The sequence below is a fragment of the Streptomyces sp. NPDC020807 genome (genome assembly GCF_040641575.1).
Taxonomy (GTDB): domain Bacteria; phylum Actinomycetota; class Actinomycetes; order Streptomycetales; family Streptomycetaceae; genus Streptomyces.
This window is the reverse complement of sequence record NZ_JBFADU010000018.1, coordinates 129868-156861: the sequence shown is the minus strand read 5'-3', so window position 1 is coordinate 156861 and position 26994 is coordinate 129868. Positions and strand designations below refer to the sequence as shown.

General features: G+C 72.4%; 16 protein-coding genes, 1 tRNA gene, 1 rRNA gene and 1 pseudogene. 13 read left to right on the top strand and 6 right to left on the bottom strand.

Annotated elements, in window-relative coordinates; genetic code table 11:
• Positions 1–93: ribosomal RNA gene (gene rrf, locus AB0G79_RS24335) — 5S ribosomal RNA — on the top strand; the annotation flags it as partial.
• Between the two features lie 5 nt (positions 94–98).
• A tRNA-Thr gene (locus tag AB0G79_RS24330) sits at positions 99–174 on the top strand.
• A gap of 83 nt (positions 175–257) precedes the next feature.
• On the opposite strand, the gene AB0G79_RS24325 is transcribed toward AB0G79_RS24330, so the two are convergent.
• Entirely contained in the window at positions 258–2891 is a 2634-nt protein-coding gene (locus AB0G79_RS24325) for a SpoIIE family protein phosphatase (RefSeq protein ID WP_360809790.1), read from the bottom strand.
• A gap of 266 nt (positions 2892–3157) precedes the next feature.
• Here AB0G79_RS24325 and AB0G79_RS24320 point away from each other — a divergent pair, with 266 nt between their 5' ends.
• From AB0G79_RS24320 to AB0G79_RS24275, 10 genes and pseudogenes are all read left to right on the top strand, one after another.
• Positions 3158–8671, top strand: coding sequence for a HAMP domain-containing protein (locus AB0G79_RS24320; protein WP_360809788.1), 5514 nt, complete (start codon positions 3158–3160; stop codon positions 8669–8671).
• Positions 8672–8920: 249 nt separating this feature from the next.
• Positions 8921–9595, top strand: a complete 675-nt coding sequence (locus AB0G79_RS24315; protein ID WP_093873786.1) for a response regulator — start codon at positions 8921–8923, stop codon at positions 9593–9595.
• A gap of 120 nt (positions 9596–9715) precedes the next feature.
• Positions 9716–12568, top strand: coding sequence for a DNA translocase FtsK (locus AB0G79_RS24310; RefSeq protein WP_360809786.1), 2853 nt, complete (start codon positions 9716–9718; stop codon positions 12566–12568).
• Positions 12569–12815: 247 nt separating this feature from the next.
• Positions 12816–13643, top strand: a complete 828-nt coding sequence (locus AB0G79_RS24305; protein WP_360809784.1) for a RodZ domain-containing protein — start codon at positions 12816–12818, stop codon at positions 13641–13643.
• A gap of 93 nt (positions 13644–13736) precedes the next feature.
• Positions 13737–15239 carry a 30S ribosomal protein S12 methylthiotransferase RimO gene (rimO, locus tag AB0G79_RS24300; protein ID WP_360809782.1) on the top strand — a complete coding sequence of 501 codons (1503 nt, stop codon included), beginning with the start codon at positions 13737–13739 and terminating at the stop codon, positions 15237–15239.
• On the top strand, positions 15236–15910 hold the full coding sequence (gene pgsA / locus AB0G79_RS24295) for a CDP-diacylglycerol--glycerol-3-phosphate 3-phosphatidyltransferase (protein WP_360809780.1): 675 nt from the start codon (positions 15236–15238) through the stop codon (positions 15908–15910). The genes rimO and pgsA overlap by 4 nt, the downstream gene beginning before the upstream one ends.
• Positions 15907–16428, top strand: coding sequence for a CinA family protein (locus tag AB0G79_RS24290; RefSeq protein ID WP_360809778.1), 522 nt, complete (start codon positions 15907–15909; stop codon positions 16426–16428). Before pgsA ends, AB0G79_RS24290 begins: the two co-directional genes overlap by 4 nt.
• A gap of 109 nt (positions 16429–16537) precedes the next feature.
• Complete coding sequence (locus AB0G79_RS24285) at positions 16538–16921, top strand: helix-turn-helix transcriptional regulator (protein ID WP_360809776.1); 384 nt, start codon at positions 16538–16540, stop codon at positions 16919–16921.
• Positions 16922–17095: 174 nt separating this feature from the next.
• Positions 17096–17566, top strand: a complete 471-nt coding sequence (locus AB0G79_RS24280) for a DNA starvation/stationary phase protection protein (protein ID WP_360809774.1) — start codon at positions 17096–17098, stop codon at positions 17564–17566.
• A gap of 104 nt (positions 17567–17670) precedes the next feature.
• A pseudogene (locus AB0G79_RS24275) lies at positions 17671–17856 on the top strand (hypothetical protein); the annotation flags it as partial.
• A gap of 199 nt (positions 17857–18055) precedes the next feature.
• Here AB0G79_RS24275 and AB0G79_RS24270 read toward each other — a convergent pair.
• The 5 genes from AB0G79_RS24270 to AB0G79_RS24250 form a co-directional block, all read right to left on the bottom strand.
• Positions 18056–18823 (bottom strand): SDR family NAD(P)-dependent oxidoreductase, encoded by a 768-nt coding sequence (locus tag AB0G79_RS24270; RefSeq protein ID WP_360809772.1) that lies wholly within the window; start codon positions 18821–18823, stop codon positions 18056–18058.
• A 32-nt stretch (positions 18824–18855) separates the two neighbouring features.
• Positions 18856–19674: a DNA-formamidopyrimidine glycosylase family protein gene (locus AB0G79_RS24265; RefSeq protein ID WP_360809770.1), complete on the bottom strand. Its 819-nt coding sequence runs from the start codon at positions 19672–19674 to the stop codon at positions 18856–18858.
• Positions 19675–20294: 620 nt separating this feature from the next.
• The gene (locus AB0G79_RS24260) at positions 20295–24944 is read right to left on the bottom strand and encodes a DEAD/DEAH box helicase (protein WP_360809768.1); all 4650 of its coding nucleotides are present in this window, start codon (positions 24942–24944) and stop codon (positions 20295–20297) included.
• Between the two features lie 67 nt (positions 24945–25011).
• On the bottom strand, positions 25012–25341 hold the full coding sequence (locus AB0G79_RS24255) for a hypothetical protein (RefSeq protein WP_360809767.1): 330 nt from the start codon (positions 25339–25341) through the stop codon (positions 25012–25014).
• Between the two features lie 207 nt (positions 25342–25548).
• The gene (locus AB0G79_RS24250) at positions 25549–26466 is read right to left on the bottom strand and encodes a hypothetical protein (protein ID WP_360809766.1); all 918 of its coding nucleotides are present in this window, start codon (positions 26464–26466) and stop codon (positions 25549–25551) included.
• Between the two features lie 79 nt (positions 26467–26545).
• Between AB0G79_RS24250 and AB0G79_RS24245 the strand changes: the two genes are divergently transcribed.
• A complete protein-coding gene (locus AB0G79_RS24245; RefSeq protein WP_360809765.1) occupies positions 26546–26740 on the top strand; it encodes a DUF3046 domain-containing protein in 195 nt (64 codons plus the stop codon).
• The last annotated feature ends 254 nt before the right edge of the window (positions 26741–26994 follow it).

The following is a 26994-nucleotide window of genomic DNA, read 5'->3' as shown; positions in this document are numbered from 1 at the left end:
ACGCCCGGTTACATTCCGAACCCGGAAGCTAAGCCTTTCAGCGCCGATGGTACTGCAGGGGGGACCCTGTGGGAGAGTAGGACACCGCCGAACAACTCGCCCTTTTAGCTCAGTCGGTAGAGCGTCTCCATGGTAAGGAGAAGGTCAACGGTTCGATTCCGTTAAAGGGCTCCATCAAAAAGCCCCCGCCATCTGGCGGGGGCTTTTTTGCGTTGGCTTGTGTGGGGCCGTCCCCTGTCGGGGGCGGCCCCTTTCGCTTACCTGAGGCGCATCGCCAGGATGGCCATGTCGTCGGAGGCGGGGGCCTGGGCGAAGCGTTCCACCGCGCGGAGTACGCGGGAGGTGATCGCGCCGGCCGTGAGGCCCGTACACGTCCTGAGGACGTCGGCGAGGCCGTCGTCGCCCAGCATGCGGGTGCCCTCGCGGCGCTCGGTCACGCCGTCCGTGACGCACAGGAGGACGTCACCCGGGTCGAGGGTGATCGTCTGCTCGTAGAGTTCGAGGTCCTCCATGACGCCGAGGAGCGGCTGCGGCTCGGCGGCCGGCTCGACCGTGCCGTCCTGGCGGAGGCGCAGCGGCAGGGGGTGGCCGGCGCAGACGACCTTGAGGATCGCGGAGCCGTCCTCCTGCGGGCGCATCTCGCCGTAGAGGAGGGTCAGGAAGCGGCTGCGGGCGCCCTCGTCGAGGATCGCCGCGTTCAGGCGTTCCAGGACCGCCGGGCCGCCGAAGCCCTCGCGGGCCAGGAGGCGGAGGGCGTGACGGGCCAGGCCGGTGACGGCCGCGGCCTCCGGGCCCGTACCGCAGACGTCGCCGATGGCGAAGCCGTACGCGTTGTCCCGGATGGGGAAGAGGTCGTAGAAGTCGCCGCCCACCTCGTTGCCCTCGCCGGCCGCCCGGTAGATGACGTCGACCTCGACGCCGGGGATCGTGGGGAGGCCGGGCGGGAGCAGGCTGCGCTGGAGGGACTGGCTGATGGCCACGCGCTCGGAGTAGAGGCGGGCGTTGTCGAGGGCCAGGGCGGCCCGGCGCGAGAGGTCCTCGGCGAGCTCCAGGATCTCCTGGCGGAAGTGGTCCTCCGAAGGGCGGCCGAGGGTCAGCATGCCGATGACCCGGTTGCGGGCGACCAGCGGGAGGACGACCGTCTCCCCGGCGACCGCGGCGGCCGTGGCCAGCGTCGTGTCGATGCCGGAGGAGAGCGGGCTCGTCGGACGGTCGAGGGTGCGGACCGAGGCGTCGAGGGCGGCCCGGTGGCCGGCGGCGCCGGGGGCCGTCCAGACCCGGGCGCCGGGGGTGGGCACCGGGTCGGGCGGGGCGATCGACGAGAGGAGTTCCTTGAGTCCGTCGATGAGGTCCTCGTCCTCGTGGAGCACGTAGGAGAGGTACGGGTCGGAGGACTGGTCGGCGATCGTGTAGACCGCGCACCAGGTGGCGAGGGTCGGGACCGTCATCTGGGCCATGAGGGCCAGGGTCTGGTCGCGGTCCAGGGTGCCCGCGAGGAGGTCGGAGGCCTCGACGAGGAAGCTGAGGGAGCCGCGGCGGAGGCGCTCCAGTTCGCCGAGGCGGGCGGATTCCACGGCCAGGGCGATGCGGTCGGCGGCGAACTGGAGGCGCAGGGCCTCCTCGTTCGAGTAGCGGTGGGCGGCCTCGGCGGCGACGCCGAGGGAGCCGGTCAGGCGGCCCTCCACCTTGAGGGGGACGGTGACGACCGAGCGCATGCCGGTGCCGTCGAGGAGGGGGACGGCGCCGGGGACGGCGGCCAGGTCCTCGTGGACGGCGGGCATGCGGGCGGAGCCGTAACGGCTGGCGCCGGTCTCGACGGGGACGCGGGCGAAGCGCTGGCGGGCGGCCGGGAGGCCGGTGGTCGCGCGGACCTCGAGCTCGGTCTCGTCGTCGGTGGCGAGGAGGAGGAAGGCGGCGTCGCCGTCGAGCATGTCGCGGGCGCGTTCGACCGTGCGCTGGAGGAGGCCGTCGAGGTCGTCGGGGGCCGGGGAGCCGATGAAGACCTCGAAGGGGTCGGTGGCGGTGCGGCTCTCGGTGCCGGACTCGGCGACGGGGCGCTGTGCCGTCTGGAGGACGGCGCGCTCGTGTTCCCGTACGAGGAGGCAGACCGTGGAGGGCTCGCCCTGGCTGTCGCGGACCCGCAGGTGGGAGGCGTAGACGGGGACGACGCGGCCGTCGGCGCATCGGATGCCGTAGCTGCCCTCCCAGCGGGAGAGGCGGAGGGCCTCGGCGAGGCCGGTGCCGATGCCGGGGGTGTGGGGCCAGGCGGCGAGGTCGCCGAGGGGTTTGCCGGTGACCTGGTCGGAGGCGTACCCGAAGAGGTCCTCGGCGTCCTCGTTCCACGAGGTGAGGGCTCCGCCGCCGTCGAGCTGGACGACGGCGACGCGGACGCGGCTCTCGGTCGTGGGGAGGAGGGCGTCCGGGAGGACGGGGCCGGCGGAGCGGGTGCCGACCGGGCGCTGGGGCAGGTCGAGGTGGAACCAGACGTGCTTGCGGGTGGGGGAGTAGTCGACGCCCCAGCGGTGGGCGAGGGCGGCGCACAGGAGGAGTCCGCGGCCGTTCTCGCGGTCGGGGTTGCCGAGGGTGCGGCCGCTCTGGACGGGGATCTCGCGCTCGGGGTAGCGGTCGGCGACCTCGACGCGGATTCCGGTGTCGGAGCGGAGGCAGAGGACCTCGGCGGCGGTGCCGGCGTGGATGACGGCGTTGGTGACGAGTTCGCTGGTGAGGACGGTGGCGTCGTCGACGAGCTCGGGATGTCCCCAGCCCTGGAGGGTGTCTCTGACGAAGGCGCGGGCGGCCGCGACGGACCGCCCGACGGGCTCGAAGGTGGCAGTCGCCCGCGCGGTGATCACGGCACTCCTCGTACGCGTCTGGACGCCCGGCTCTGCCATGCTCGGTCTGCCTCTCCCACTGCCCGGTGGTCGTGCGCGCCGCACCGCCCCGCCGGGCGGACCGGGGTGGTGGGACAGCCGGATGCCAGGTTACTTACCTTGGCTGTCCGCGCGGATGCCGGTCGTCGCAGTTTCCGTCCTCCGAGGGAGGGGACGCTGTGCGAAGCTGCCGAACTGTTATCGCCGGGTTCGATCGCGGTGAAACACTGGGCAGGCTATCGGCGAGAGCCGGAAGCGTACGGTCGACCCCTTTCGGGAGGGACACGGTGGAGTCTGGCACGGCGGCGCGGCGCGGCGGCGGCAGCGGTACGCGCGCGAGGGGCGGGCGTTCCCGTGGGGGGACGGTGCAGGTGGACGCGGCGGCGCTGGAGCGGCTGCTCGGGGCGCTGGTGTCGATGCGGGACGGGAACTTCCGCAAGCGGCTGACGCTGTCCGGCGACGGGATCATGGCGGAGATCTCCGCCGTGTTCAACGAGGTCGCGGACCGGCAGCTGCACGTGACGGGGGAGCTGTCGCGGGTCCGCCGGGTGGTGGGCCGTGAGGGCAAGCTGTCCGAGCGCCTGGAGGCGGGGGCCAGCGAGGGGGCGTGGGCCGCGGCGATCGAGGCCGCGAACGCGCTGGTGGACGAGCTGGCGCGGCCGGTGTCCGAGGTGGGGCGGGTGCTGTCGGCGGTGGCCGAGGGCGATCTCGACCAGCGGATGGACCTGCGTTCGGAGGGTGCGGACGGGACCGTCCGGCCGCTGCGCGGCGAGTTCCTGAAGGTCGCGCGTACCGCCAACAACCTCGTCGACCAGCTGTCGGTGTTCGCCTCCGAGGTGACGAGGGTCGCCGTCGAGGTGGGAACGGACGGCAAGCTGGGCGGGCAGGCGCAGGTGCGCGGGGTCTCCGGTTCGTGGAAGGACCTCACGGACTCGGTCAACACGATGGCGAACCGGCTGACGGCCCAGGTGCGGGACATCGCGCTGGTGACGACGGCGGTGGCGGACGGCGATCTGTCGCAGAAGGTCACGGCGAACGTGGCCGGCGAGATGCTGGAGCTGAAGAACACGGTCAACCGGATGGTGGACCAGCTGTCGTCGTTCTCCTCCGAGGTGACCCGTGTCGCGCGCGAGGTGGGTACGGAGGGCGAGCTCGGCGGCCAGGCGGAGGTGGCCGGGGTCGCGGGCGTGTGGAAGGACCTTACCGACTCCGTCAACACGATGGCGGGCAATCTCACCAATCAGGTGAGAGGGATCGCCGAGGTGACGACGGCGGTCGCGAACGGCGACCTGTCACAGAAGGTGCGGGTCTCCGCGCGCGGCGAGATCGCGCAGCTCGCGGACACGATCAACCAGATGACGGAGACGCTGCGGACGTTCGCCGACGAGGTGACCCGGGTGTCGGGCGAGGTCGGCGCGCAGGGTCTACTCGGCGGTCAGGCGCAGGTGCCGGGTGCGGCGGGGACGTGGAAGGACCTGACCGACTCGGTCAACACCGTCTTCCGGAACATCACCACGCAGGTGCGGGACATCGCGCAGGTGACGACGGCGGTGGCCAACGGCGACCTGTCGCAGAAGGTCACGGTCGACGTGGCCGGCGAGATGCTGGAGCTGAAGAACACCGTCAACACGATGGTCGACCAGCTGTCGGCCTTCGGTTCCGAGGTGACCCGGGTGGCCCGGGAGGTCGGTGTGGAGGGTCTGCTCGGCGGGCAGGCCGAGGTGCCGGGCGCGGCGGGGACGTGGAAGGACCTCACCGACTCGGTGAACACGGCCTTCCGCAACCTGACGGGTCAGGTGCGGGACATCGCGCAGGTGACGACGGCGGTGGCCAACGGCGACCTGTCGCAGAAGGTCACGGTCGACGTGGCCGGCGAGATGCTGGAGCTGAAGAACACCGTCAACACGATGGTGTCCCAGCTGTCGTCCTTCGCGGACCAGGTGACGCGGATGGCGCGGGACGTGGGCACCGAGGGACGGCTGGGCGGTCAGGCGCGGGTGGACGGCGTCTCGGGCCGCTGGCGGGAGCTCACGGACTCGGTGAACTTCATGGCCGGGAACCTGACCTCGCAGGTGCGGCAGATCGCGCAGGTGACGACGGCCGTGGCCCGCGGTGACCTGTCGCAGAAGATCGACGTGGACGCCCGGGGCGAGATCCTGGAGCTGAAGAACACCATCAACACGATGGTCGACCAGCTGTCCGCCTTCGCGGACCAGGTGACGCGGGTGGCCCGTGAGGTGGGCACGGACGGGCGGCTCGGCGGTCAGGCGCAGGTGCCCGGCGTGGCCGGCGTGTGGCGTGATCTGACGGACTCCGTGAACGGCATGGCCGGGAACCTGACGACCCAGGTGCGCAACATCGCGCAGGTCGCCACGGCGGTGGCGCGCGGTGACCTGTCGCAGAAGATCGACGTGGACGCGCGGGGCGAGATCCTGGAGCTGAAGAACACCCTCAACACGATGGTGGACCAGCTCTCGAACTTCGCCGAGCAGGTGACGAGGGTGGCCCGCGAGGTGGGTACCGAGGGCATCCTCGGCGGTCAGGCCGAGGTGCAGGGTGTCTCCGGCACCTGGAAGGACCTCACCCAGTCGGTGAACTTCATGGCCAACAACCTCACCATCCAGGTGCGGAACATCGCCGAGGTCACCACCGCGGTCGCCATGGGCGACCTGTCGAAGAAGATCACGGTCGACGCCCGGGGCGAGATCCTGGAGCTGGTGACGACCGTGAACACGATGGTCGACCAGCTGTCGAACTTCGCGGACGAGGTCACGCGCGTGGCGCGCGAGGTGGGTACCGAGGGCATCCTCGGCGGCCAGGCACGCGTGCGCGGGGTCACCGGTACGTGGAAGGACCTCAGCGACAACGTCAACCTGATGGCCAACAACCTGACCAACCAGGTGCGGAACATCTCCCGGGTCTCGGCGGCCGTCGCCAACGGCGACCTGACGAAGAAGGTGACGGTCGAGGCGCGCGGCGAGGTCGCCGAGCTCGCCGAGACCGTCAACACGATGGTGACGACGCTGTCGTCCTTCGCCGACGAGGTCACGCGCGTGGCGCGCGAGGTGGGCACGGACGGCGAACTGGGCGGTCAGGCCCGGGTCCCCGGGGTCTCCGGGACCTGGAAGGACCTCACCGAGTCGGTGAACTCGATGGCCGACAACCTCACCGGTCAGGTGCGGCAGATCGCGGCCGTCACCACCGCCATCGCCAAGGGCGACCTGACGAAGAAGATCGACATCGACGCCCGCGGCGAGATCCAGGAGCTGAAGAACACCATCAACACGATGGTCGACCAGCTGTCGAACTTCGCCGAGGAGGTCACGCGCGTGGCCCGCGAGGTGGGTACCGACGGGCAGCTCGGCGGCCAGGCGCGGGTCCGGGACGTCGAGGGCACGTGGAGCGACCTCACCGAGTCCGTGAACGAGATGGCCGGGAACCTCACCCGGCAGGTGCGCGCCATCGCGGCCGTCGCCACGGCGGTGACCCGCGGCGACCTCAACGTCAAGATCGACGGCGTCGACGCGGCCGGTGAGATCCAGGCGCTGCAGGACAACATCAACACGATGATCGCGAACCTGCGCGACACCACGCTCGCCAACGACGAGCAGGACTGGCTCAAGAGCAACCTGGCCCGCATCTCCGGCCTCATGCAGGGCCGCCGGGACCTCGACGACGTGGCCTCGCTCATCATGAGCGAGCTGACGCCGGTGGTCTCGGCCCAGCACGGCGCGTTCTTCGTGGCCATGCCGACGGGCTCCGCGCACGGGGAAGCCGAGCTCGTGGGCGAGGGCGACGGGTCGTACGAGCTGCGGATGCGCGGGAGTTACGGGTACGCGCCCGGGTCCATGCCGACCTCGTTCCGCCCCGGGGAGACCCTCATCGGGACGGCCGCCGAGGAGAAGCGGACGATCCCGATGAGCGTGCCGCCGGGCTACCTGAAGATCTCCTCCGGGCTCGGCGAGGCCTCGCCGGCGCACGTGATCGTGCTGCCGGTGCTCTTCGAGGGCAAGGTCCTCGGCGTGATCGAGCTCGCCTCCTTCCAGCCGTTCACGCAGATCCAGCGGGACTTCCTGAACCAGATCGCCGAGCTGATCGCCACCACGGTCAACACGATCAGCGTGAACACCAAGACCGAGGTGCTGCTCCAGCAGTCGCAGGAGCTCACCAAGCAGCTGAAGGAGCGCTCCGCCGAGCTGGAGAACCGGCAGAAGGAGCTCCAGGGCTCCAACCTGGAGCTGGAGGAGAAGGCCGAGCTGCTCGCCCGGCAGAACCGCGACATCGAGGTGAAGAACACCGAGATCGAGGAGGCGCGGCAGGTCCTGGAGGAGCGCGCCGAGCAGCTCGCGGTGTCGATGCGGTACAAGTCCGAGTTCCTGGCCAACATGTCGCACGAGCTGCGGACCCCGCTCAACTCGCTGCTGATCCTGGCCAAGTTGCTCGCGGACAACGCCGAGACGAACCTGACGCCGAAGCAGGTCGAGTTCGCGGAGACGATCCACGGCGCGGGCTCCGACCTGCTCCAGCTGATCAACGACATCCTCGACCTGTCCAAGGTCGAGGCGGGCAAGATGGACGTCTCGCCGACGCGGATCGCGCTCGTCCAGCTCGTCGACTACGTGGAGGCGACCTTCCGGCCGCTCACGGCGGAGAAGGGGCTCGACTTCTCGGTGCGGGTCTCGCCCGAGCTGCCGGCCACGCTCCACACCGACGAGCAGCGGCTGCTCCAGGTGCTGCGCAACCTGCTGTCCAACGCGGTGAAGTTCACCGATTCCGGTGCGGTGGAGCTGGTGATCCGGCCGGCCGGCGGGGACGTACCGCAGTCGATCCGGGAGCAGCTGTTGGAGGCCGGTTCGCTGCGGGACCCGGACGCCGACCTGATCGCGTTCTCGGTGACGGACACCGGGATCGGGATCGCGGAGAGCAAGATGCTCGTCATCTTCGAGGCGTTCAAGCAGGCCGACGGGACGACCAGCCGGAAGTACGGCGGTACGGGTCTGGGCCTGTCGATCAGCCGGGAGATCGCGCGGCTGCTCGGCGGCGAGATCTTCGCGGCGAGCGAGCCGGGGCGCGGGTCGACCTTCACGCTGTACCTGCCGCTGAGCCCCAACGGGCTGCCGCCGCACCTGTACGGGCAGGGGACGGCCGACGGGGACGATCCGCAGCGGAGCGCGGAGGAGGGTTCGGCCGGTGCCGGCCACGCCTTCTCCGCCTTCCCGCACTTCCCGCCGCCGCCCGTGCGGACGGAGGCGCGGTCGGGCGCCGGGGCGCTGTTCCGGCACCGGCGGAAGGCCGCGGCCGAGGCGTCCGGGGCGCGGACCGCGCTGCCGGGTCAGGCCGGGCTGTCCGGGCAGCCGGGCCAGGAGGGCGCGGAGGAGCGGGTGGCGCCGGAGCCGGAGGTCGAGCCGAGGCGTACGTACGGCTTCTCGGGCGAGCGGGTCCTCATCGTCGACGACGACATCCGCAACGTCTTCGCGCTGACCAGCGTCCTGGAGCAGCACGGGCTCGCGGTGCTGTACGCGGAGAACGGCCGTGAGGGGATCGAGGTCCTGGAGCAGAACGACGACGTCAAGGTCGTGCTGATGGACATCATGATGCCGGAGATGGACGGGTACGCGACGACGGAGGCGATCCGGCGGATGCCGCAGTTCGCCGGGCTGCCGATCATCGCGCTGACGGCGAAGGCGATGCAGGGCGACCGGGAGAAGGCGATCGAGTCGGGGGCGTCGGACTACGTGACGAAGCCGGTCGACCCCGATCACCTGCTGACCGTCATGGAGCAGTGGATGCGGGGGGAGTGAGCCGCTGACGGGCTGTCGCCGCACGGGTGTGAGCGGACCGGTTACGGGGAACCTTCTGGTCTCCCGCCGCGTTTCCGGTCTGTGCACAGTGACATCGCGGTGACAGGGTGTGGCGATGGGTGGGGTGCGGCTACGATGACCGGCACAAGGACGGACGGCGCCAAGGAGCCGTCCTCTGGGGCGGCGCCCGGTGCTTCCCTCGGTTCGGGGAGCCGGGTCGAGCCGTTGCCGGGGCGAGGAGGACGGGGCATGGTGCAGAAGGCCAAGATCCTCCTGGTCGATGACCGGCCGGAGAATCTGCTGGCGTTGGAGGCCATTCTCTCCGCGCTCGATCAGACGCTGGTGCGGGCATCGTCCGGGGAGGAAGCGCTCAAGGCGCTGCTGACGGACGACTTCGCGGTCATCCTGCTGGACGTCCAGATGCCCGGCATGGACGGTTTCGAGACCGCGGCGCACATCAAGCGGCGCGAGCGGACCCGGGACATCCCGATCATCTTCCTCACGGCCATCAATCACGGCCCCCACCACACCTTCCGGGGGTACGCGGCCGGCGCGGTCGACTACATCTCGAAGCCGTTCGACCCGTGGGTGCTCCGCGCCAAGGTCTCCGTCTTCGTCGAGCTGTACATGAAGAACTGCAAGCTGCGCGAGCAGGCGGCCCTGCTGCGGCTCCAGTTGGAGGGCGGCGGCGAGGGCGGCCACGGCAAGGAGTCCGCGGGGCTGCTCGCCGAGCTGTCCGCGCGGCTCGCGGCCGTCGAGGAGCAGGCCGAGGCGCTGTCGAAGCAGCTCGACGACGACTCGGCCGACGCGGCCGCGGTCGCCACGGCCGCCCATCTGGAGCGGAAGCTGACCGGACTGCGGCGGGCCCTCGACGCCCTGGAGCCGGGGACGGGCGCCGCGCCCACGCTGCCCGCCCAGAGCTGACGTACCGTCACGCGCCAGGGCGCGGAGTGAGCCGACGTCAGCTCGGCGCCTCGGCAAGGGTGACCGGATCGGGTGAGTTGGAGGCGGACAGCCCGTCTCCTCACCGGTAACCTCGACCCCATGGCTTCACGTACGTCCGGCAAGGGTTCACAGAGCACGGCGGGCGCCGCAAAGCCGCGCGCCGGCCGGACGACGGCCGCCGCGAAGAAAGCGGCGCCCGCGAAGGCGCCCGCCAAACCGGCGGCCAAGGCGGCCGCGAAGGCTCCCGCGAAGAAGGCGGCGGCCAGGAAGGCCGCGCCCGCCAAGCGCGCGCCCGCGCGCAAGACCGCCGCGAAGAAGGCCGCGCCGCGTCCGGCGCCCTCTCCCACCGGGGGCGTCTACCGGCTCGCGCGCGGTGCCTGGCTCGGCGTCGCCCACGGCGTGGGCGCCATGTTCCGGGGGATAGGGCGGGGCGCCAAGGGCCTCGACCCCGCCCACCGCAAGGACGGGCTCGCGCTGCTCCTCCTCGGGCTCGCCCTGATCGTCGCCGCCGGGACCTGGTCCCATCTGCGCGGCCCGGTCGGCGACCTCGTCCAGATGCTCGTGACCGGCTCCTTCGGCCGGCTCGACCTGCTCGTGCCGCTGCTCCTCGGCGCGATCGGCGTGCGGCTGATCCTCTATCCGGAGCGGCCCGAGGCCAACGGCCGGATCAGCATCGGCCTCTCCGCGCTCGTCATCGGCATCCTCGGCCAGGTCCACATCGCGTGCGGCTCGCCGGGGCGCGACGACGGCAGCGCGGCGATGCAGGACGCCGGCGGACTCATCGGCTGGGCCGCGTCCCAGCCGCTCGTCTTCATGATGGGCGAGGTCCTCGCCGTCCCCATGCTCGTGCTGCTCACGCTCTTCGGCCTGCTCGTCGTCACCGCCACCCCGGTCAACGCGATCCCGCAGCGGCTGCGCGCGCTCGGCGCCAGGCTCGGCCTCGTCGAGCCCGCCGAGGACCCGGCGGACGCCGAGGGGTACGGGCGGTACGAGGAGGAGTACGAGGGCCACGACGCGTACGACGAGGAGTGGCGCGAGGCCGCGCCCCGGCCCGCGCGACCCGCCCGGCGCCGGGCCTCCGGGCCCTCGGAGCCGTACGACGTGGACCGCGCCGAGGCCGAGCTCCTGTCGCGACGCTCCGGCAGGGGGCCGCGCAGCACCGCGCCGGACGCCTTCGACCACGGTCTCGACCCGGTCGACGTGGCCGCCGCGGCGGCCGCCGCGCTCGACGGGGCCGTGCTCAACGGGATGCCGCCGTCCCCGCTCGTCGCCGACCTGACCAAGGACGTCACCGCCGAGCGGGACGCCGCGCTGGCCGCGGGAGAGGCCGTCGCGCCGCCCGTGCCCGCCGCCCCGCCGGTGCCGTCGGCGCGGCCCGGCGAGCGGCGCCCCGGCGGAGGCGTACCGGATCTGACCAAGCCGGCGCCCGAGCCGACCGACCTGCCGGCCAGGGCCGAGCAGCTCCAGCTCTCCGGCGACATCACCTACTCGCTGCCGTCGATGGACCTCCTGGAGCGCGGCGGTCCCGGCAAGACGCGCAGCGCCGCCAACGACGCGGTCGTCGAGTCGCTCACCAACGTCTTCGTCGAGTTCAAGGTCGACGCCGCCGTCACCGGCTTCACGCGCGGCCCGACGGTCACGCGGTACGAGGTCGAGCTCGGACCGGCCGTGAAGGTCGAGAAGATCACGGCCCTCACCAAGAACATCGCGTACGCCGTCGCCTCCCCGGACGTCCGGATCATCTCGCCGATCCCCGGCAAGTCGGCCGTCGGCATCGAGATCCCGAACAGCGACCGCGAGATGGTCAACCTCGGGGACGTGCTGCGGCTCGCGGACGCGGCGGGCGACGACCACCCGATGCTCGTCGCGCTCGGCAAGGACGTCGAGGGCGGCTACGTCATGGCCAACCTCGCGAAGATGCCGCACGTGCTCGTCGCGGGCGCCACCGGCTCCGGCAAGTCCTCCTGCATCAACTGCCTCATCACCTCCGTGATGATCCGGGCGACGCCCGAGGACGTCCGGATGGTCCTCGTCGACCCCAAGCGGGTCGAGCTCACCGCGTACGAGGGCATCCCGCACCTCATCACGCCGATCATCACCAACCCGAAGAAGGCCGCCGAGGCCCTCCAGTGGGTGGTGAAGGAGATGGACCTCCGCTACGACGACCTGGCGGCCTTCGGGTTCCGGCACATCGACGACTTCAACCAGGCGATCAGGGACGGCAAGATCCAGCTGCCCGAGGGCAGCCAGCGCGAGCTGAGCCCGTACCCGTACCTCCTGGTGATCGTCGACGAGCTCGCCGACCTGATGATGGTCGCGCCGAGGGACGTCGAGGACTCGATCGTCCGCATCACCCAGTTGGCCCGCGCCGCCGGCATCCACCTGGTGCTCGCGACCCAGCGTCCGTCCGTCGACGTCGTCACCGGTCTGATCAAGGCGAACGTGCCCTCGCGGCTCGCCTTCGCCACCTCCTCGCTCGCCGACAGCCGGGTCATCCTCGACCAGCCCGGCGCCGAGAAGCTGATCGGCAAGGGCGACGGGCTCTTCCTGCCGATGGGCGCCAACAAGCCCGTCCGCATGCAGGGCGCCTTCGTCACCGAGCACGAGGTCGCGGCCGTCGTGCAGCACTGCAAGGACCAGATGACGCCGGTCTTCCGGGACGACGTCACCGTCGGCACCAAGCAGAAGAAGGAGATCGACGAGGACATCGGCGACGACCTCGACCTGCTGTGCCAGGCCGCCGAGCTGGTCGTCTCCACGCAGTTCGGCTCGACGTCGATGCTCCAGCGCAAGCTGCGCGTCGGCTTCGCCAAGGCCGGCCGGCTGATGGACCTGATGGAGTCGCGGGGCATCGTCGGGCCGAGCGAGGGCTCGAAGGCGCGGGACGTGCTCGTGAAGCCCGACGAGATCGACGGGGTCATCGCCGTGATCCGGGGGGAGTCGGGCGAGTAGCGCATGGCCCCGGGGTGCTGGGGTACGCGTTCGAGACCGGGCCGAGACTCACTCGTAAGGGAAAGGGGGGCAACCGTTTCCCCTGCCCGTACGTCAAGTTGGACGGTGGGACAGACACACGTCCCATCCTCATGCCGTACAACCAGCCTCATGGCGTACAAACGGCACCCGCCCGGTTGCCCCACCCTTTCGTACCACCCATAGACTGAACGTCCAGCAGGTGGCTACACGCTCGAAAGGCGCTCACGTGTCCATCGGCAACTCCCCCGAAGACGACCGGACGTTCCCGGCAGACGACCGGGACTCGATCGGTCGCGCTCTCCAGCAGGCCCGTATCGCCGCCGGTCTCACCGTCGAAGAGGTCAGCGCCTCCACGCGTGTCCGGATTCCGATCGTTCACGCGATCGAGGAGGACGACTTCTCGCGCTGCGGCGGCGACGTCTACGCCCGCGGCCACATCCGTACGCTCGCCCGCGCCGTCGGTCTCGATCCGGCCGGCCTGATCGAGACGTACGACGCCGAGCACGGTGGCCGTCCCGCGCCCACCCCCGCCGCCCCGCTCTTCGAGGCGGAACGTATCCGCCCCGAACCGCGGCGGCCCAACTGGACCGCCGCGATGGTCGCGGCCATCGTCGCCGTCGTCGGCTTCGTCGGCTTCACGATGTTCGACGGGAACGAGACACCGAAGGGCACCACCACGGCCGACGCCGGACCGGCGCCCGCCCCGGAGAAGGCAACCTCGGCGACCAAGCCGAAGCCGGTCAAGCCCGCCGCCCCGAAGCCGGCCGAGAGCGCGATCGCGGCCGTCCCGCAGGACAAGGTCACGGTCAAGCTCACCGCCGTCGACGGCAAGAGCTGGATCTCGGCCAAGGCCCACGACGGCAAGCTGCTCTTCGACGGCCTCCTCCTGGACGGCGAGTCGAAGACCTTCCAGGACGACGAGAAGGTCGACCTGGTCCTCGGCAACGCCGGTGCCATCGAGCTCTACGTGAACGGCAAGAAGGTCGAGGACGAGTTCGAATCCGGCCAGGTCGAGCGGCTCACCTACACCAAGGGCGACCCGCAGGCCGGATGAGACCCGGGCCGTCGGACCCCGTGATGTGACGTCCGTCGCGCAGGTGAACCCTGCGCGACGGGGGAACGGCCGGGACGAAGTAGTCTTGAGTCCATGCCCGAACGCCGTACCGTCGCCCTTGTCACTCTTGGCTGCGCCCGTAACGAGGTGGACTCGGAGGAGCTCGCAGGCCGCTTGGCAGCGGACGGCTGGGAGCTCGTCGAGAACGCCGAGGACGCGGATGTCGCCGTCGTCAACACCTGTGGATTCGTCGAAGCCGCCAAGAAGGACTCCGTCGACGCCCTCCTCGAAGCCAATGATCTGAAGGACCACGGCAAGACCCAGGCCGTGGTCGCCGTCGGCTGCATGGCCGAGCGGTACGGCAAGGAGCTCGCCGAGGCCCTCCCGGAGGCCGACGGCGTCCTGGGCTTCGACGACTACGCCGACATCTCCAACCGCCTCCAGACCATCCTCAGCGGTGGCAGTGTCGAGGCGCACACCCCGCGTGACCGGCGCAAGCTGCTGCCGCTGTCCCCGGTGGAGCGCCAGGAGGCCGCCGCGGCCGTGGCCCTGCCCGGCCACGGGGACGCCGTGGCGGCTCCCGAGGCGCCCGAGAACGTGCCGGCCGACCTCCCCGAGGGCGTCGCCCCGGTCTCCGGCCCCCGCGCGCCGCTCCGCCGACGCCTCGACGCCAGCCCCGTCGCCTCCGTGAAGCTCGCCTCCGGCTGCGACCGCCGCTGCTCCTTCTGCGCCATCCCCTCCTTCCGCGGCTCCTTCGTCTCGCGCCGCCCCTCGGACGTGCTGAACGAGACGCGCTGGCTCGCCGAGCAGGGTGTGAAGGAGGTCATGCTGGTCTCCGAGAACAACACCTCGTACGGCAAGGACCTCGGCGACATCCGGCTGCTGGAGAGCCTGCTGCCCGAGCTCGCCGCCGTCGACGGCATCGAGCGCGTCCGCGTCAGCTACCTCCAGCCCGCCGAGATGCGCCCCGGCCTGATCGACGTGCTGACCTCGACCGAGAAGGTCGTGCCCTACTTCGACCTGTCGTTCCAGCACAGCGCCCCGGACGTGCTGCGGGCCATGCGCCGCTTCGGCGACACCGACCGCTTCCTGGAGCTCCTGGAGACCATCCGGTCCAAGGCCCCGACGGCCGGTGCCCGCTCGAACTTCATCGTCGGCTTCCCCGGCGAGACCGAGGCGGACTTCGCCGAGCTGGAACGCTTCATCACCCACGCACGCCTCGACGCCATCGGCGTCTTCGGCTACTCCGACGAGGACGGCACCGAGGCCGCCACGTACGAGCACAAGCTCGACCAGGACGTCGTCGACGCCCGTCTGGCCCACCTCTCGCGCCTCGCCGAGGAGCTCACCGCGCAGCGCGCGGAGGAGCGGCTCGGGGAGACCCTGGACGTCCTCGTCGAGACCCTGGACGAGGAGGACGGCTGGATCGGCCGCGCCGCCCACCAGGCGCCCGAGACGGACGGACAGGTGTACCTCACCACGGCCGACGGTACGAGCCCCGACCTGGCCCCGGGCCGTATGGTCAAGGCGAAGGTCGTCGGCACGGAAGGCGTCGACCTGGTGGCCGAGTGTCTTTTCGAGGAGGCGGGCAGATGACCGGAGTCCCGGCATCCGCGGCGGGCGGGACCGACAGGCCGTCGCCCCGCGGCAAGCTGGGCACGGCGGCCGTCAACCAGGCCAGCCTCTGGAACATCGCGAACATCCTCACGATGATCAGGCTCGTGCTCGTGCCGGGCTTCGTGGTGCTGCTCCTCCAGGACGGCGGGCACGACCCCGTCTGGCGTGCCTGGGCGTGGGCGGCGTTCGCGGTCGCCATGATCACGGACGTCTTCGACGGACACCTGGCGCGGACGTACAACCTGGTCACGGACTTCGGGAAGATCGCCGACCCGATCGCCGACAAGGCGATCATGGCGGCCGGCCTGATCTGCCTCTCCTCGCTCGGCGACCTGCCCTGGTGGGTCACCGGCGTCATCCTGGCGCGCGAGCTGGGGATCACCCTGATGCGGTTCTGGGTGATCCGGCACGGGGTGATTCCGGCCAGCCGGGGCGGCAAGATGAAGACGCTCGCGCAGGGCACCGCGGTCGGCATGTACGTGCTGATGCTGACCGGACCGCTGGCCACGCTGCGCTTCTGGGTGATGGCGGTGGCCGTCGTGCTGACCGTCGTCACCGGTCTGGACTATGTGCGACAGGCCGTCGTGCTGCGGCGGCGGGGACTCGCGGCCGAACGCGAGGCCGCCCGCGCGGAGGCGGCGGCGCGATGACCCAGGCCGCCCGTGTCCTCGCGATGCTCGCGGAGCGTGGCCACACGGTGGCCGCCGCGGAGTCGCTCACGGGTGGTCTGGTGGCCGCCGAGATCACCGGGACGCCGGGAGCCTCGAAATCCTTCCTCGGCTCGGTCACGGCCTACGCCACCGTCCTCAAGCACGAGCTCCTCGGCGTCGACAGGGCCCTCCTCGCGGAGCGCGGCGCGGTCGACCCGGAGGTCGCGCTGCAGATGGCGAGGGGTGTACGGACCCGGCTCGGGGCCGACTGGGGCATCTCCACGACCGGCGTCGCGGGCCCCGATCCGCAGGACGGGCAGCCCGTCGGAACCGTCTACGTGGCGGTCGCGGGGCCGGCCGGAGGAGGCGCCGGAGCCGGGAAAGTGGTCTCGTTGAGGTTGAACGGCGACCGCGCGGAAATCCGTAGAGAGAGTGTACGGAGCGTGTTGGCACTGCTCCTCGAGGAACTCTCGGGAAATGCGCGGGCACAGGATACGGAACACAACGGGGGGAATTGATGTTTGCAGCCCTGAGTGAACACGACATCGCTCCCCGCACGGCCGCAGCGCGAGGCGGTACGGTGGGGCGTGAAGGATGCGGCTACGCGGTCCGAGGAGGGAGCCACCGATGATTCTGCTCCGTCGCCTGTTGGGTGACGTGCTGCGTCGGCAGCGCCAGCGCCAGGGCCGTACTCTGCGCGAAGTCTCCTCGTCCGCCCGAGTCTCGCTCGGCTATCTCTCCGAGGTGGAGCGGGGGCAGAAGGAGGCTTCCTCCGAACTGCTCTCCGCGATCTGCGACGCGTTGGACGTACGGATGTCCGAGCTCATGCGCGAAGTCAGCGACGAGCTGTCACTGGCCGAACTGGCCGAGTCGGCAGCGGCGAGCGAACCGGTACCGACGCCGGTCCGCCCGATGCTCAATTCGGTGTCGGTGACGTCGGTCACCGGCGTACCGACCGAGCGGGTGACCATCAAGGCGCCCGCGGAAGCGGTGGACGTCGTCGCCGCTTGACCGACGCTCGGTCGGTGAACGGCCGAAGTGAAGTGGGGCGAAGCCCCGGTCGGTGCCCTCAGGGGTGCCGGGCGGGGTTTTTCTCTTGCCCGGCGGTTTTCGATTGGTCCGAGATGCCGGGTTCTGGTGGGGCGTGCCATGGTGGGGGGACGTCCGACTGGTAGGAGATTCCGTATGTCCCCCGTGAAGAGCCCGCTGTCCGACGCCGACCTCACGACGGTCGGTGGCGCCCTCCAGGGCGCGCTGGTCGACCTGGTCGACCTTTCCCTCGTCGCCAAGCAGGTGCACTGGAACGTGGTCGGACCGCGCTTCCGCTCCGTCCACCTCCAGCTCGACGAGGTCGTGGACACCGCGCGACTGCACTCCGACACCGTCGCCGAGCGCGCGGCCGCGCTCGGCGTGAACCCGGACGGGCGGGCGGCGACCGTGGCAGCGACCAGCGCCATCGGCACGGTCCCGGAGGGCTGGATCAAGGACACGGAGGCGGTCTCGATCCTGGTCGCCGCGCTGGGGGCCGTCGTCACCCGGATGCGGGAACGGATCGACGCGACCGGGGACCCGGACCCGATCAGCCAGGACATCCTGATCGGGCTGACGGGAGACCTTGAAAAGCACGCGTGGATGTTCCAGGCGGAGAGCGCGTAGGCGGCCGCCGCGTGGTGATACGCGAGGAGTGCGCCGGGTTTGCCTCCGGTGCGCCCTCCCGCTGGGTGATCCTGCCGGTCTAGCGTCGACCGCAGGAGGCGGCCATGGTACGGCGACGTGTTCCGCCGGTGACGCTCGCGCTGGTCGCGGTCGGGCTGGCGGCCGGGGGGCTGTGGTGGTGGGCGGTGGTGCGGCTGCTGCTCGTGCCGGGGGAGACCGGGCTCGTCGAGGGCGCGGTGGTCGCGGGCGGCTGGGGACTGAGTCTGCTGCCGGTGCATGTGGCGGCGTCCGCGCGGCGGTCGGTGCGGTCGGTGCGGTCAGTGCGGTCGGGAGGCCCCGGAGCGGCCCGGCCGGTGGGTCCCGGAGGCCCTGGAACGGCCCCGCCGGTGGGTCCCGGAGGCCCTGGAACGGCCCCGCCGGTGGGTCCCGGAGGCCCTGGAACGGCCCCGCCGGTGGGTCCCGGAGGCCCTGGAACGGGGCCGGGGTTCGTCACCAGGGCATGGCGACGCCGCCGTTGGGGCGGAGGATCTGGCCCGTCGTGAACGAGGAGGCGTCGGAGGCGAGGTGGAGGACCGCGTGCGCGACGTCCTCGGCCTCGCCCACCCGCCGCAGCGGTGAGTGACGGATCATGGCGGCCTCCGCCTGCTCCTGCGCCGCCGGTTCGTGACGGTCCGTCATGGGCGTGCGGATCCAGCCCGGTGCGACGGCGTTGACGCGGATGCCGTACGGGCCGGCCTCCGTCGCGAGGGTCTTCGTCAGCTGGACCACGGCTGCCTTGGTGACGCCGTAGCAGAGCAGGCCCGGGCTCGCGGTGTCCATCGCGCCCGAGGCCATCGTGACGATCGAGCCGGGGACTCCGGCGTCGATCATCGAACGGGCGGCCTCCTGGCACGCGTACAGCACGCCCTTGAAGTTGACCGCGAGGACGCGGTCGAGGTCCTCGTCCCGGGTCTCCAGGACGGTGCTGGTGTGCATGATGCCGGCGACGGCCGCCATGACGTGGAGGCGGCCGGCCGAGCGGACGGCGGCGGAGAGCGCAGCCCGGTCCGTGACGTCCAGCGGGTGGAGGTGCGCGGTGCCGCCCTCGGCGCCGACGAGGGCCGCCGTCTCCTTGAGGCCGTTCTCGTCTCGGTCCGCGCAGTGGACGGTCGCGCCCGCCAGGGCCAGGAGGCGGGCGGTGGCGCGTCCGATGCCGCTCGCCGCGCCGGTGACGAACGCGGTGCGGCCGGTGAGGTCGTACGCCGGGAGAGTCGTCATGCCGGGACCGTACGACTGGATCTGACGGTTCGTCAATTGTGTTGCCGGGGGCTTCTGGTGGGTTCACCGGCCGGGCCTTGCTGACAGCCGGGGCACCAGTACGTGACGCGGTCGCCGAGCTCCGCCTTGCGGATCCGGGCGCCGCAGCGCAGGCACGGCCGGCCCTCGCGGCCGTAGACGTGAAGAGGCGTGCCCGGGCGGCGCGCGGTGGTGGTGCGGCGGTCGGGACGGTCCTTGTTCGCCTCCAGGAGACGGTGGGCGGTCGCGACCAGGCGGGCGGGGACGTCGGGGGAGAGGTCGCCGACGGGGAGCCAGGGGGTGACGGCGGCGAGGAAGGCCAGCTCCGACTTGTACACGTTGCCGATGCCGGCCAGGTTGCGCTGGTCGAGCATGGCCTCGCCGAGCGTGCGGTCCGGGTCGGCGAGCAGGCGGCGCACGGCCTCGTCGGGGTCCCAGTCGGGACCGAGCAGGTCGGGACCGAGATGGCCGACCACGCGCGGCTCGTCCGCCGTGCGGAGCAGCTCCAGGACCGGGAGGCGGTAGCCGTACGCGGTGAACTCGGCGTTGCCGAGGACGGCCCGGATCTGGTGGTCGGGGCCGCCGTGCGGGCGCTCACCGGTGGCGTACACCCGCCAGGCGCCGTCCATGCGGAGGTGGGAGTGGAGGGTGAGGCCGCCCTCGACGCGGGCGAGGAGGTGCTTGCCGCGCGGGGTGACGTCGAGGAGCGTCCGGCCGGTGAGGTCGGAGGTCGCGAACCGGGGCACGCGGAGGTCGGAGCGGGTCAGGACCCGGCCCGCGAGGGCGGTGTGCAGGCGGCGGGCGGCCTGCCAGACGGTGTCTCCTTCGGGCACGGGTCCATTGTGCGGGGGTTCTTTGTGCGGCGGGGTGCGGCGGGTGTCGGTGTGGGGTGAGTGGGGGCGGGGCCGGGGCCGGGGGCGGGGGCCAGGGGCGGGGGGCCGGGGGCCGGGGGCCGCTGCGCGGGGCCTCTTCCCCACCCCGCCCCTTCCCGAACTGGGGCTCCGCCCCAGACCCCGCGCCTCAAACGCCGGCCGGGCTGGGTGTCGGGGCTCCGCCCGCGGATCGCGTGGCTTGAGCGCGGGTGGGGGGAGAGCTTCGGGGCTCCGCCTCAGAGCCCGTGCCTCGCACGTCGGCGGGGCTGGGTGTTGGGGATTCGGCCGCGGATCGCGTGGCTTGAGTGTGGGTGGGGAGAGCCTCGGGGCTTCGCCCCGGACTCGGGGCCTTGGACGTGGGCGGGGCTGGGTGTCGGGGTTTCGCCCCAGGGTCCGCGGCTTGATCACCAAGAGTGGTTCGCGCTTCGGCCCCGGCTCCGCGCCTCGAACGCCGGCGGGCCGGAGCGTCGGGGTTTTGCCCCGGAGGCCGTGGCTTGGGCGTCGGTGGGGAAAGCCTCGGGGTGGGGCGGAGGGGCGCGGTTGGCAGGGGGATGTCTGGGGGGATGGGGATTCGGTTGGTGTCAGGGGCGGAGGCGTAGGCCTCGGGGGGTGGCGATGAAGCCGGCGGCTTCCAGGGGGCGGGACAGGGGGGAGGTCAGGGCCGGGGTGCCGTTGACCTTCTCCACCGTGACCGTGCCCAGGGAGCCGGCTCGGGCGGCTGCCGCGAGGGCCTCGGCCGCGGCCGTGAGGGCGGGGGCGTCCGGTTCGCTCGGCCAGCAGAGCAGGGTCTTGCCGCCGCGCTCCATGTAGAGCGTGAGCTCGCCGTCGACGAGGACCACCATCGCGCCCGCCTTGCGGCCCGGCTTGTGACCCGCGCCGGTCGGCGGCTCGGGCCAGGACAGCGCCGCCCCGTACGCGTTCGCCGGATCCGCCGCGGCGAGCACCAGCGCGCGCGGCCCGGAGGCCGCCTCGACGCCCCGGTCGCGGGCCGTCGCCGCGGCCCGCAGCCGGTCCACGGCGCCGTCCATCGCGAACTGGGCCGCGCCGAGCCCCTCCACGACGTAACCCCGACGGGCCTGACCGCTGTCCTCGAACGCCGACAGGATGCGGTACGTGGCCGAGAAGCCGCCCTCCACGCCCTCGGCGGCCACCGCGCCCCTGGTGACCACGCCGTGGCGGTCCAGGAGCGTACGGGCCAGGGCGTGCGCCCGGTGGGTCGGTTCCGGTTCGGCGGGCGGCAGCAGCGACCAGCGGCCGGAGACCGTCGGAGGGCCGGTCCGCGAGGCCGGGCGGGCGGTGGCGCCCAGCGTCCCGTACCGCCCCCTCGGGACCGTGCGGCGGGCGCGGTGCGCGGTCGCGCCGGCCGTGCGGCCCGAGCCGAGGAGCGACCGCAGCGGGGCGAGGGTGTCGTTGGTGAGCCGGCCCGACCAGGCCAGGTCCCACAGGGCGTCGGCGAGTTGGGGGTCGGTCGCGTCCGGGTGGGTGGTGGCACGGACCTGGTCGGCGATCTGGCGGAAGAACAGGCCGTACCCCCCGGAGAGGGCGGTGAGGGCCGATTCGTGGAGGGCCGACAGCTCCAGGGGGTGCGGGGGCGGCAGGAGCAGCGGTGCCGCGTCCGCCAGGTAGAGCGAGACCCAGCCGTCCTTGCCGGGGAGCGACCCGGCCCCGGCCCAGACGACCTCGCCGGTCGTGGTCAGCTCGTCGAGCAGCGCGGGGGAGTAGTCCCGCACGCGCGACGGCAGGATCAGCTTCTCCAGCGCCGACGCGGGCACGGGCGCGCCCTGGAGCTGCTCGATCGCGCGGGCCAGGCCGTCGATCCCGCGCAGGCTGTTTCCCCCCAGGTGCTGCCACTGCGGCAGGAAGGTGGCCAGCGCCGCAGGCGGCACCGGCTCCAGCTCCTGGCGCAGGGCCGCGAGGGAGCGGCGGCGCAGCCGCCGCAGGACGGCCGCGTCGCACCACTCCTGGCCGATGCCGGACGGGTGGAACTCGCCCTGCACGACCCGGCCCGCACCGGCGAGGCGCTGGAGGGCGCCGTCCGTCACGGCGGCGCCGAGCCCGAGGCGGGCGGCGGCCTGCGAGGAGGTGAACGGGCCGTGGGTACGCGCGAAGCGGGCGAGGAGGTCCCCCAGGGGGTCCTTGACCGGCTCCGTGAAGGCCTCGGGGACGCCGACCGGCAGAGCCGTGCCCAGGGCGTCACGGAGCCGGCCCGCGTCCTCGATCGCCGCCCAGTGGTCCCGGCCCGCGATCCGCACGCGGATCGCCCGGCGGGCCCGGGAGAGGTCCTCGGCCCATCCCGCCCCGGCGCCGCGCTCGGCGAGCTCCGCCTCGGTGAGGGGGCCGAGAACGCGCAGGAGGTCGGCGACCCCCTCCACGTCCTTGATCCGGCGGTCCTCCGTCAGCCACTGGAGCTCCCGCTCCAGGTCGGCGAGGACCTCCGGGTCGAGGAGCTCGCGGAGCTCCGCCTGGCCGAGCAGCTCCGCGAGGAGCCGGGAGTCCAGGGACAGCGCGGCCGCCCGCCGCTCGGCGAGCGGCGAGTCCCCCTCGTACAGGAACTGCGCCACGTAACCGAAGAGGAGGGAGCGGGCGAAGGGCGACGGCTCGGGGGTGGTGACCTCGACGAGCCGCACCCGGCGGGCCTCGATGTCGCCCATCAGCTCGGTGAGTCCGGGGACGTCGAAGACGTCCTGGAGGCACTCGCGGACGGCTTCGAGGACGATCGGGAAGGAGCCGAACTCACTCGCCACCTGGAGCAGTTGCGAGGCGCGCTGGCGCTGCTGCCAGAGCGGGGTCCGCTTGCCGGGGTTCCGCTTGGGCAGCAGCAGGGCGCGCGCCGCGCACTCGCGGAAGCGGGAGGCGAACAGCGCGGAGCCGCCCACCTGGTCGGTGACGACCTGCGCGATCTCGCCCTTGTCGAAGAGGGCGTCCGCCGCGCCGACGGGTGCCTGCTCGGGGTCGTACGTCGTGTCGAGGTGGCGCCCCGGATCGACCGGTTCGTGGTCGAGGAGGTCGAGGCCCATGTCCAGGCCCATCAGGTCGGCGTCCGGCAGCCGGAGCACGATGCCGTCGTCCGCGTGCATCACCTGCGCGTCCATGCCGTAGCGCTCGGCGAGCCGCGCGCCGAGGGCGAGCGCCCAGGGCGCGTGGACCTGCGCGCCGAACGGGGAGTGGATGACGACCCGCCAGTCACCCAGCTCGTCCCGGAACCGCTCGACGAGGATCGTCCGGTCGTCCGGCACGTGCCCGCAGGCCTCGCGCTGCTCGGCGAGGTACGCGAGCACGTTGTCCGCGGCCCAGGCGTCCAGGCCGGCGGCGAGCAGCCGCAGCCGCCCGTCCTCCGGGCCGAGGCCCCCGAGCTCCCGCAGGAACGCGCCGACCGCGCGCCCCAGTTCGAGCGGGCGTCCCAGCTGGTCGCCCTTCCAGAACGGCAGCCGTCCCGGCACACCGGGCGCGGGCGTCACGAGCACCCGGTCGCGGGTGATGTCCTCGATCCGCCAGGAGGTGGTGCCGAGGGTGAAGACGTCACCGACCCGGGACTCGTACACCATCTCCTCGTCCAGCTCGCCGACCCGGCCCCCGCCCTTCTTGGGGTCCGAGCCCGCGAGGAAGACGCCGAACAGGCCGCGGTCCGGGATCGTGCCGCCCGAGGTGACGGCGAGCCGCTGGGCTCCGGGCCGGCCCGTGACGGTCCCGGCCACCCGGTCCCACACCACGCGCGGGCGCAGCTCGGCGAAGGCGTCCGAGGGATAGCGGCCGGCGAGCATGTCGAGCACGCCCGTGAACGCCGAGTCGGGCAGTGAGGAGAAGGGTGCGGCGCGGCGCACGACGGCGAGGAGGTCGTCCACCTGCCAGGTGTCGAGCGCGACCATGGCGACGAGCTGCTGGGCCAGGACGTCCAGGGGGTTGGCCGGGATGCGCATCGACTCGATGGAGCCCGTCCGCATCCGCTCGGTGACCACGGCGGCCTGGACCAGGTCGCCGCGGTACTTGGGGAAGACCACGCCCGTCGAGACCGCGCCGACCTGGTGTCCCGCGCGGCCCACGCGCTGGAGGCCGGAGGCCACCGAGGGCGGCGACTCGACCTGCACGACCAGGTCGACCGCGCCCATGTCGATGCCCAGCTCCAGGCTGGAGGTCGCGACCACGGCGGGCAGGCGGCCCGCCTTGAGGTCCTCCTCCACCTGGGCTCGCTGCTCCTTCGAGACCGAGCCGTGGTGGGCCCGTGCGAGCAGCGGCGGGGCGCCCTGCGCGGCCCCGGACTGCGCCATGACCTCGGCGGGCGGAGCCCCCTCGGGGAGCGGCTCGCCGGTGGCCCGCTCGTACGCGATCTCGTTCAGCCGGTTGCACAGGCGCTCGGCGAGCCGGCGGGAGTTGGCGAAGACGATCGTCGAGCGGTGGGCCTGGACGAGGTCGGCGATCCGCTCCTCGACGTGCGGCCAGATCGACGGCCTGTCGCCGCCCTCCTTGCCCTCGGAGGCCGGGGAGCCGCCGAGCTCGCCCATGTCCTCGACCGGCACGACGACGGAGAGGTCGAACTCCTTGCCCGAGGGCGGCTGGACGATCTCCACCGCCCGGCCCGGCGAGAGGTAGCGCGCGACCTCGTCCACCGGGCGCACCGTGGCGGAGAGGCCGATCCGGCGCGCGGGGCGGGGGAGCAGCCGGTCGAGGCGCTCCAGGGAGAGCGCCAGGTGCGCGCCGCGCTTGGTGCCCGCGACCGCGTGGACCTCGTCGAGGATGACCGTCTCCACGCCCTCCAGGGCCTCGCGGGCGGCCGAGGTCAGCATGAGGAACAGGGACTCGGGGGTGGTGATCAGGATGTCCGGCGGGCGGGTGGCGATGCTCCGGCGCTCGGCCGCGGGGGTGTCGCCGGAGCGGATGCCGACCCGGACGTCCGGCTCGGGCAGCCCCAGCCGGACCGATTCCTGCCGGATGCCGGTGAGCGGAGAGCGGAGGTTCCGCTCCACGTCCACGGCGAGCGCCTTCAGCGGGGACACGTACAGCACGCGACAGCGCTTCTTCGCCTCGGCCGGCGGGGGCGTCGAGGCGAGGCTGTCGAGGGAGGCGAGGAACGCGGCCAGCGTCTTGCCCGAGCCGGTCGGCGCGACGACGAGCACGTCGGAGCCCTCGCCGATGGCCTTCCAGGCGCCTTCCTGAGCGGCCGTGGGCGCGGTGAAGGCCCCGGTGAACCAACCACGGGTCGCGGGGGAGAACGAGTCGAGCGCGGACCTGACCATGTCCACCATCGTGCACCCGACCACTGACAACGGGCCGGACCTGGGGAGATCCCGCGGGGCGTGCGTCCTACTTCGTGCTGGAACAGCGCGGGAGGAGGCCGTCGAGGAGGGTGGAGCACGCGGTCTTCTGGTCGGCCTCCAGGTCGGCCTCCCCGTCGGGGGCCTGGGTCCAGCGGTAGAGGGTGCCGAGGTACACGTCGCGCAGCAGGTTGCCGGCGAGGGCGGCGTCCACGTCGGGGGAGATGTCGCCGAGCCGCTGGCCCGCCTCGATGAACCCGCTGAACATGTGGGCCAGGTACGGCTCCTCGTGGAGCGGGAAGCCGGCGCGCACCCAGGCGGGCAGGACGGCCTTGGTCTGCGCGGTGTCCTCCAGGCTGACGGCGGCCAGGATGCTCACGCACTGGGAGAGGGCGACGCGGACGTCCTCGACCGGGGTGCCGGTGACGCCTTCCGACTCCAGCCCGTGGCGCAGCCGGACGCGCCGGTGCTCACCCCATTCGGCGACGAGGTCCTCCTTGCGCTGGAAGTGGTTGAAGAAGGTGCCGCGCGCGACGTCGGCGCCGGGCGCGGACCCGCGAGCGCGAGGCCGGGGGCGGCCGCGGCGTCAGTCGACCGCGCGGCCGTGGGCCCGGAGCGTGCGCAGGGCCTCGATCGTGACGATCGGGCGCCATTCGAGGGCCGACCCCGGAGCCCAGGCCCGCCACCGGATCGGCCAGCCGCCGTCGTCCTCCTGCTCGGCCGCGAGCGCGTCGAGCGAGCGGGCCATCTCCTCCTCCGTGAACCACCGGGCCGCCAGGGAGTGCGGCACGCGCGCGTAGTCGTGCGGAAAGTGGTGCTCGCCGGGCGCGTACCCGTCCGCGACCGGAAACTCCTCCGGCCGGTCCGGGTCCAGGAGCGCGAGTCGCTGCTCGCGCACGAGTCGCCCCAGCCGGTCCGCTGCCGCCTCCGCGCGCGGGCGGTCGGGTACCCCGTCCAGGAAGGCGACGGCGGCCTGGACCTCGTACGGATGGGACTTCTCGAGCGACTCGACCGCGGCCCAGCAGAACTCGGTGGCCCGGAAGAGCCAGGCGTGCCAGACCTGGTTGCGGTGGAGCAGACCGACCACCGGACCGGTCGCGAGGAGCTCGCCAGGCGGGGAGTCGACGACCGGCACGAACGGTGCCGAGGGGTAGTCCCGCTGGGACGGGTCGATCGCCGGCAGCGCCCCCTCGTGGGTCGAGGCGGCGGTGAGGTAGCGGCAGACCCGCTCCACGCGCATCCCGCCGCACCGGCCGATCGAGTCCAGGACGCGCAGCGCGTGCGCGGTGTGGAGGGGCTGGCTGACGGGACCCCGCAGATCGGGTTCCAGGGCGTGCCCGTACCCCCCGTCCTCGTTCCCGTACGCGGTGAGGGCGGTCTCGACCTGGTCCGCGCCACCGCGCAGGAAGTGGTAGGCGAACCGGCGCTGTTCGAGGACCCGGGCCGTGAGCCAGACGAAGCGCTCGGCGCGGGCGAGGGGCGAAGGGAGAGGTTTTTCGGCCATGCTCCGACCGTAGGGCGGAAAACCGCGGTGACAAGGTCTGGGGACCGGGCTGCACTCTTGGGAGCGCGATACTGGTGTCATGCGGTTGACGATTTTCTGGGAGCGGATGGAGGACCACTTCGGCGGGTCCTACGCAGAGTCCTTCGCGCGTGACCATGTGATGACGGAGCTCGGCGGGCGGACCGTGCGCGAGGCGCTGGACGCCGGCTGGGAGGCGAAGGACGTGTGGCGGGCCGTGTGCGCGGCCGTCGACGTACCCGCCGACAAGCGGTGAACGGCCGGTAGGCGGTGGGGTGACAAGCGGGGATGTGCCGGGTCCCGGGGGGAATGTCCGTGCGGTGCGCGAGACTGGCCGGGTGGACCCGACTGACGACAGCGACGACACCGACAAGACCGACAAGACCGACTACATCGACTACATCGACGACATCGAGAAGACGGCTCAGGCCGGCACGACGGCCTCGACCGGCACGGCGGACCCGGGGGGCCGCGGGGGCCCGGCGGTTCCGGCCGCCGGTGTGACTGCCC

Excerpts from the sequence above, each read along its gene's own strand:
- AB0G79_RS24325 (WP_360809790.1), bottom strand. The coding sequence starts at position 2,891 with ATGGCAGAGCCGGGCGTCCAGACGCGTACGAGGAGTGCCGTGATCACC.
- AB0G79_RS24315 (WP_093873786.1), top strand. The coding sequence starts at position 8,921 with ATGGTGCAGAAGGCCAAGATCCTCCTGGTCGATGACCGGCCGGAGAAT.
- AB0G79_RS24310 (WP_360809786.1), top strand. The coding sequence starts at position 9,716 with ATGGCTTCACGTACGTCCGGCAAGGGTTCACAGAGCACGGCGGGCGCC.
- rimO (WP_360809782.1), top strand. The coding sequence starts at position 13,737 with ATGCCCGAACGCCGTACCGTCGCCCTTGTCACTCTTGGCTGCGCCCGT.
- pgsA (WP_360809780.1), top strand. The coding sequence starts at position 15,236 with ATGACCGGAGTCCCGGCATCCGCGGCGGGCGGGACCGACAGGCCGTCG.
- AB0G79_RS24290 (WP_360809778.1), top strand. The coding sequence starts at position 15,907 with ATGACCCAGGCCGCCCGTGTCCTCGCGATGCTCGCGGAGCGTGGCCAC.
- AB0G79_RS24285 (WP_360809776.1), top strand. The coding sequence starts at position 16,538 with ATGATTCTGCTCCGTCGCCTGTTGGGTGACGTGCTGCGTCGGCAGCGC.
- AB0G79_RS24280 (WP_360809774.1), top strand. The coding sequence starts at position 17,096 with ATGTCCCCCGTGAAGAGCCCGCTGTCCGACGCCGACCTCACGACGGTC.
- AB0G79_RS24270 (WP_360809772.1), bottom strand. The coding sequence starts at position 18,823 with ATGACGACTCTCCCGGCGTACGACCTCACCGGCCGCACCGCGTTCGTC.
- AB0G79_RS24260 (WP_360809768.1), bottom strand. The coding sequence starts at position 24,944 with ATGGTCAGGTCCGCGCTCGACTCGTTCTCCCCCGCGACCCGTGGTTGG.
- AB0G79_RS24250 (WP_360809766.1), bottom strand. The coding sequence starts at position 26,466 with ATGGCCGAAAAACCTCTCCCTTCGCCCCTCGCCCGCGCCGAGCGCTTC.
- AB0G79_RS24245 (WP_360809765.1), top strand. The coding sequence starts at position 26,546 with ATGCGGTTGACGATTTTCTGGGAGCGGATGGAGGACCACTTCGGCGGG.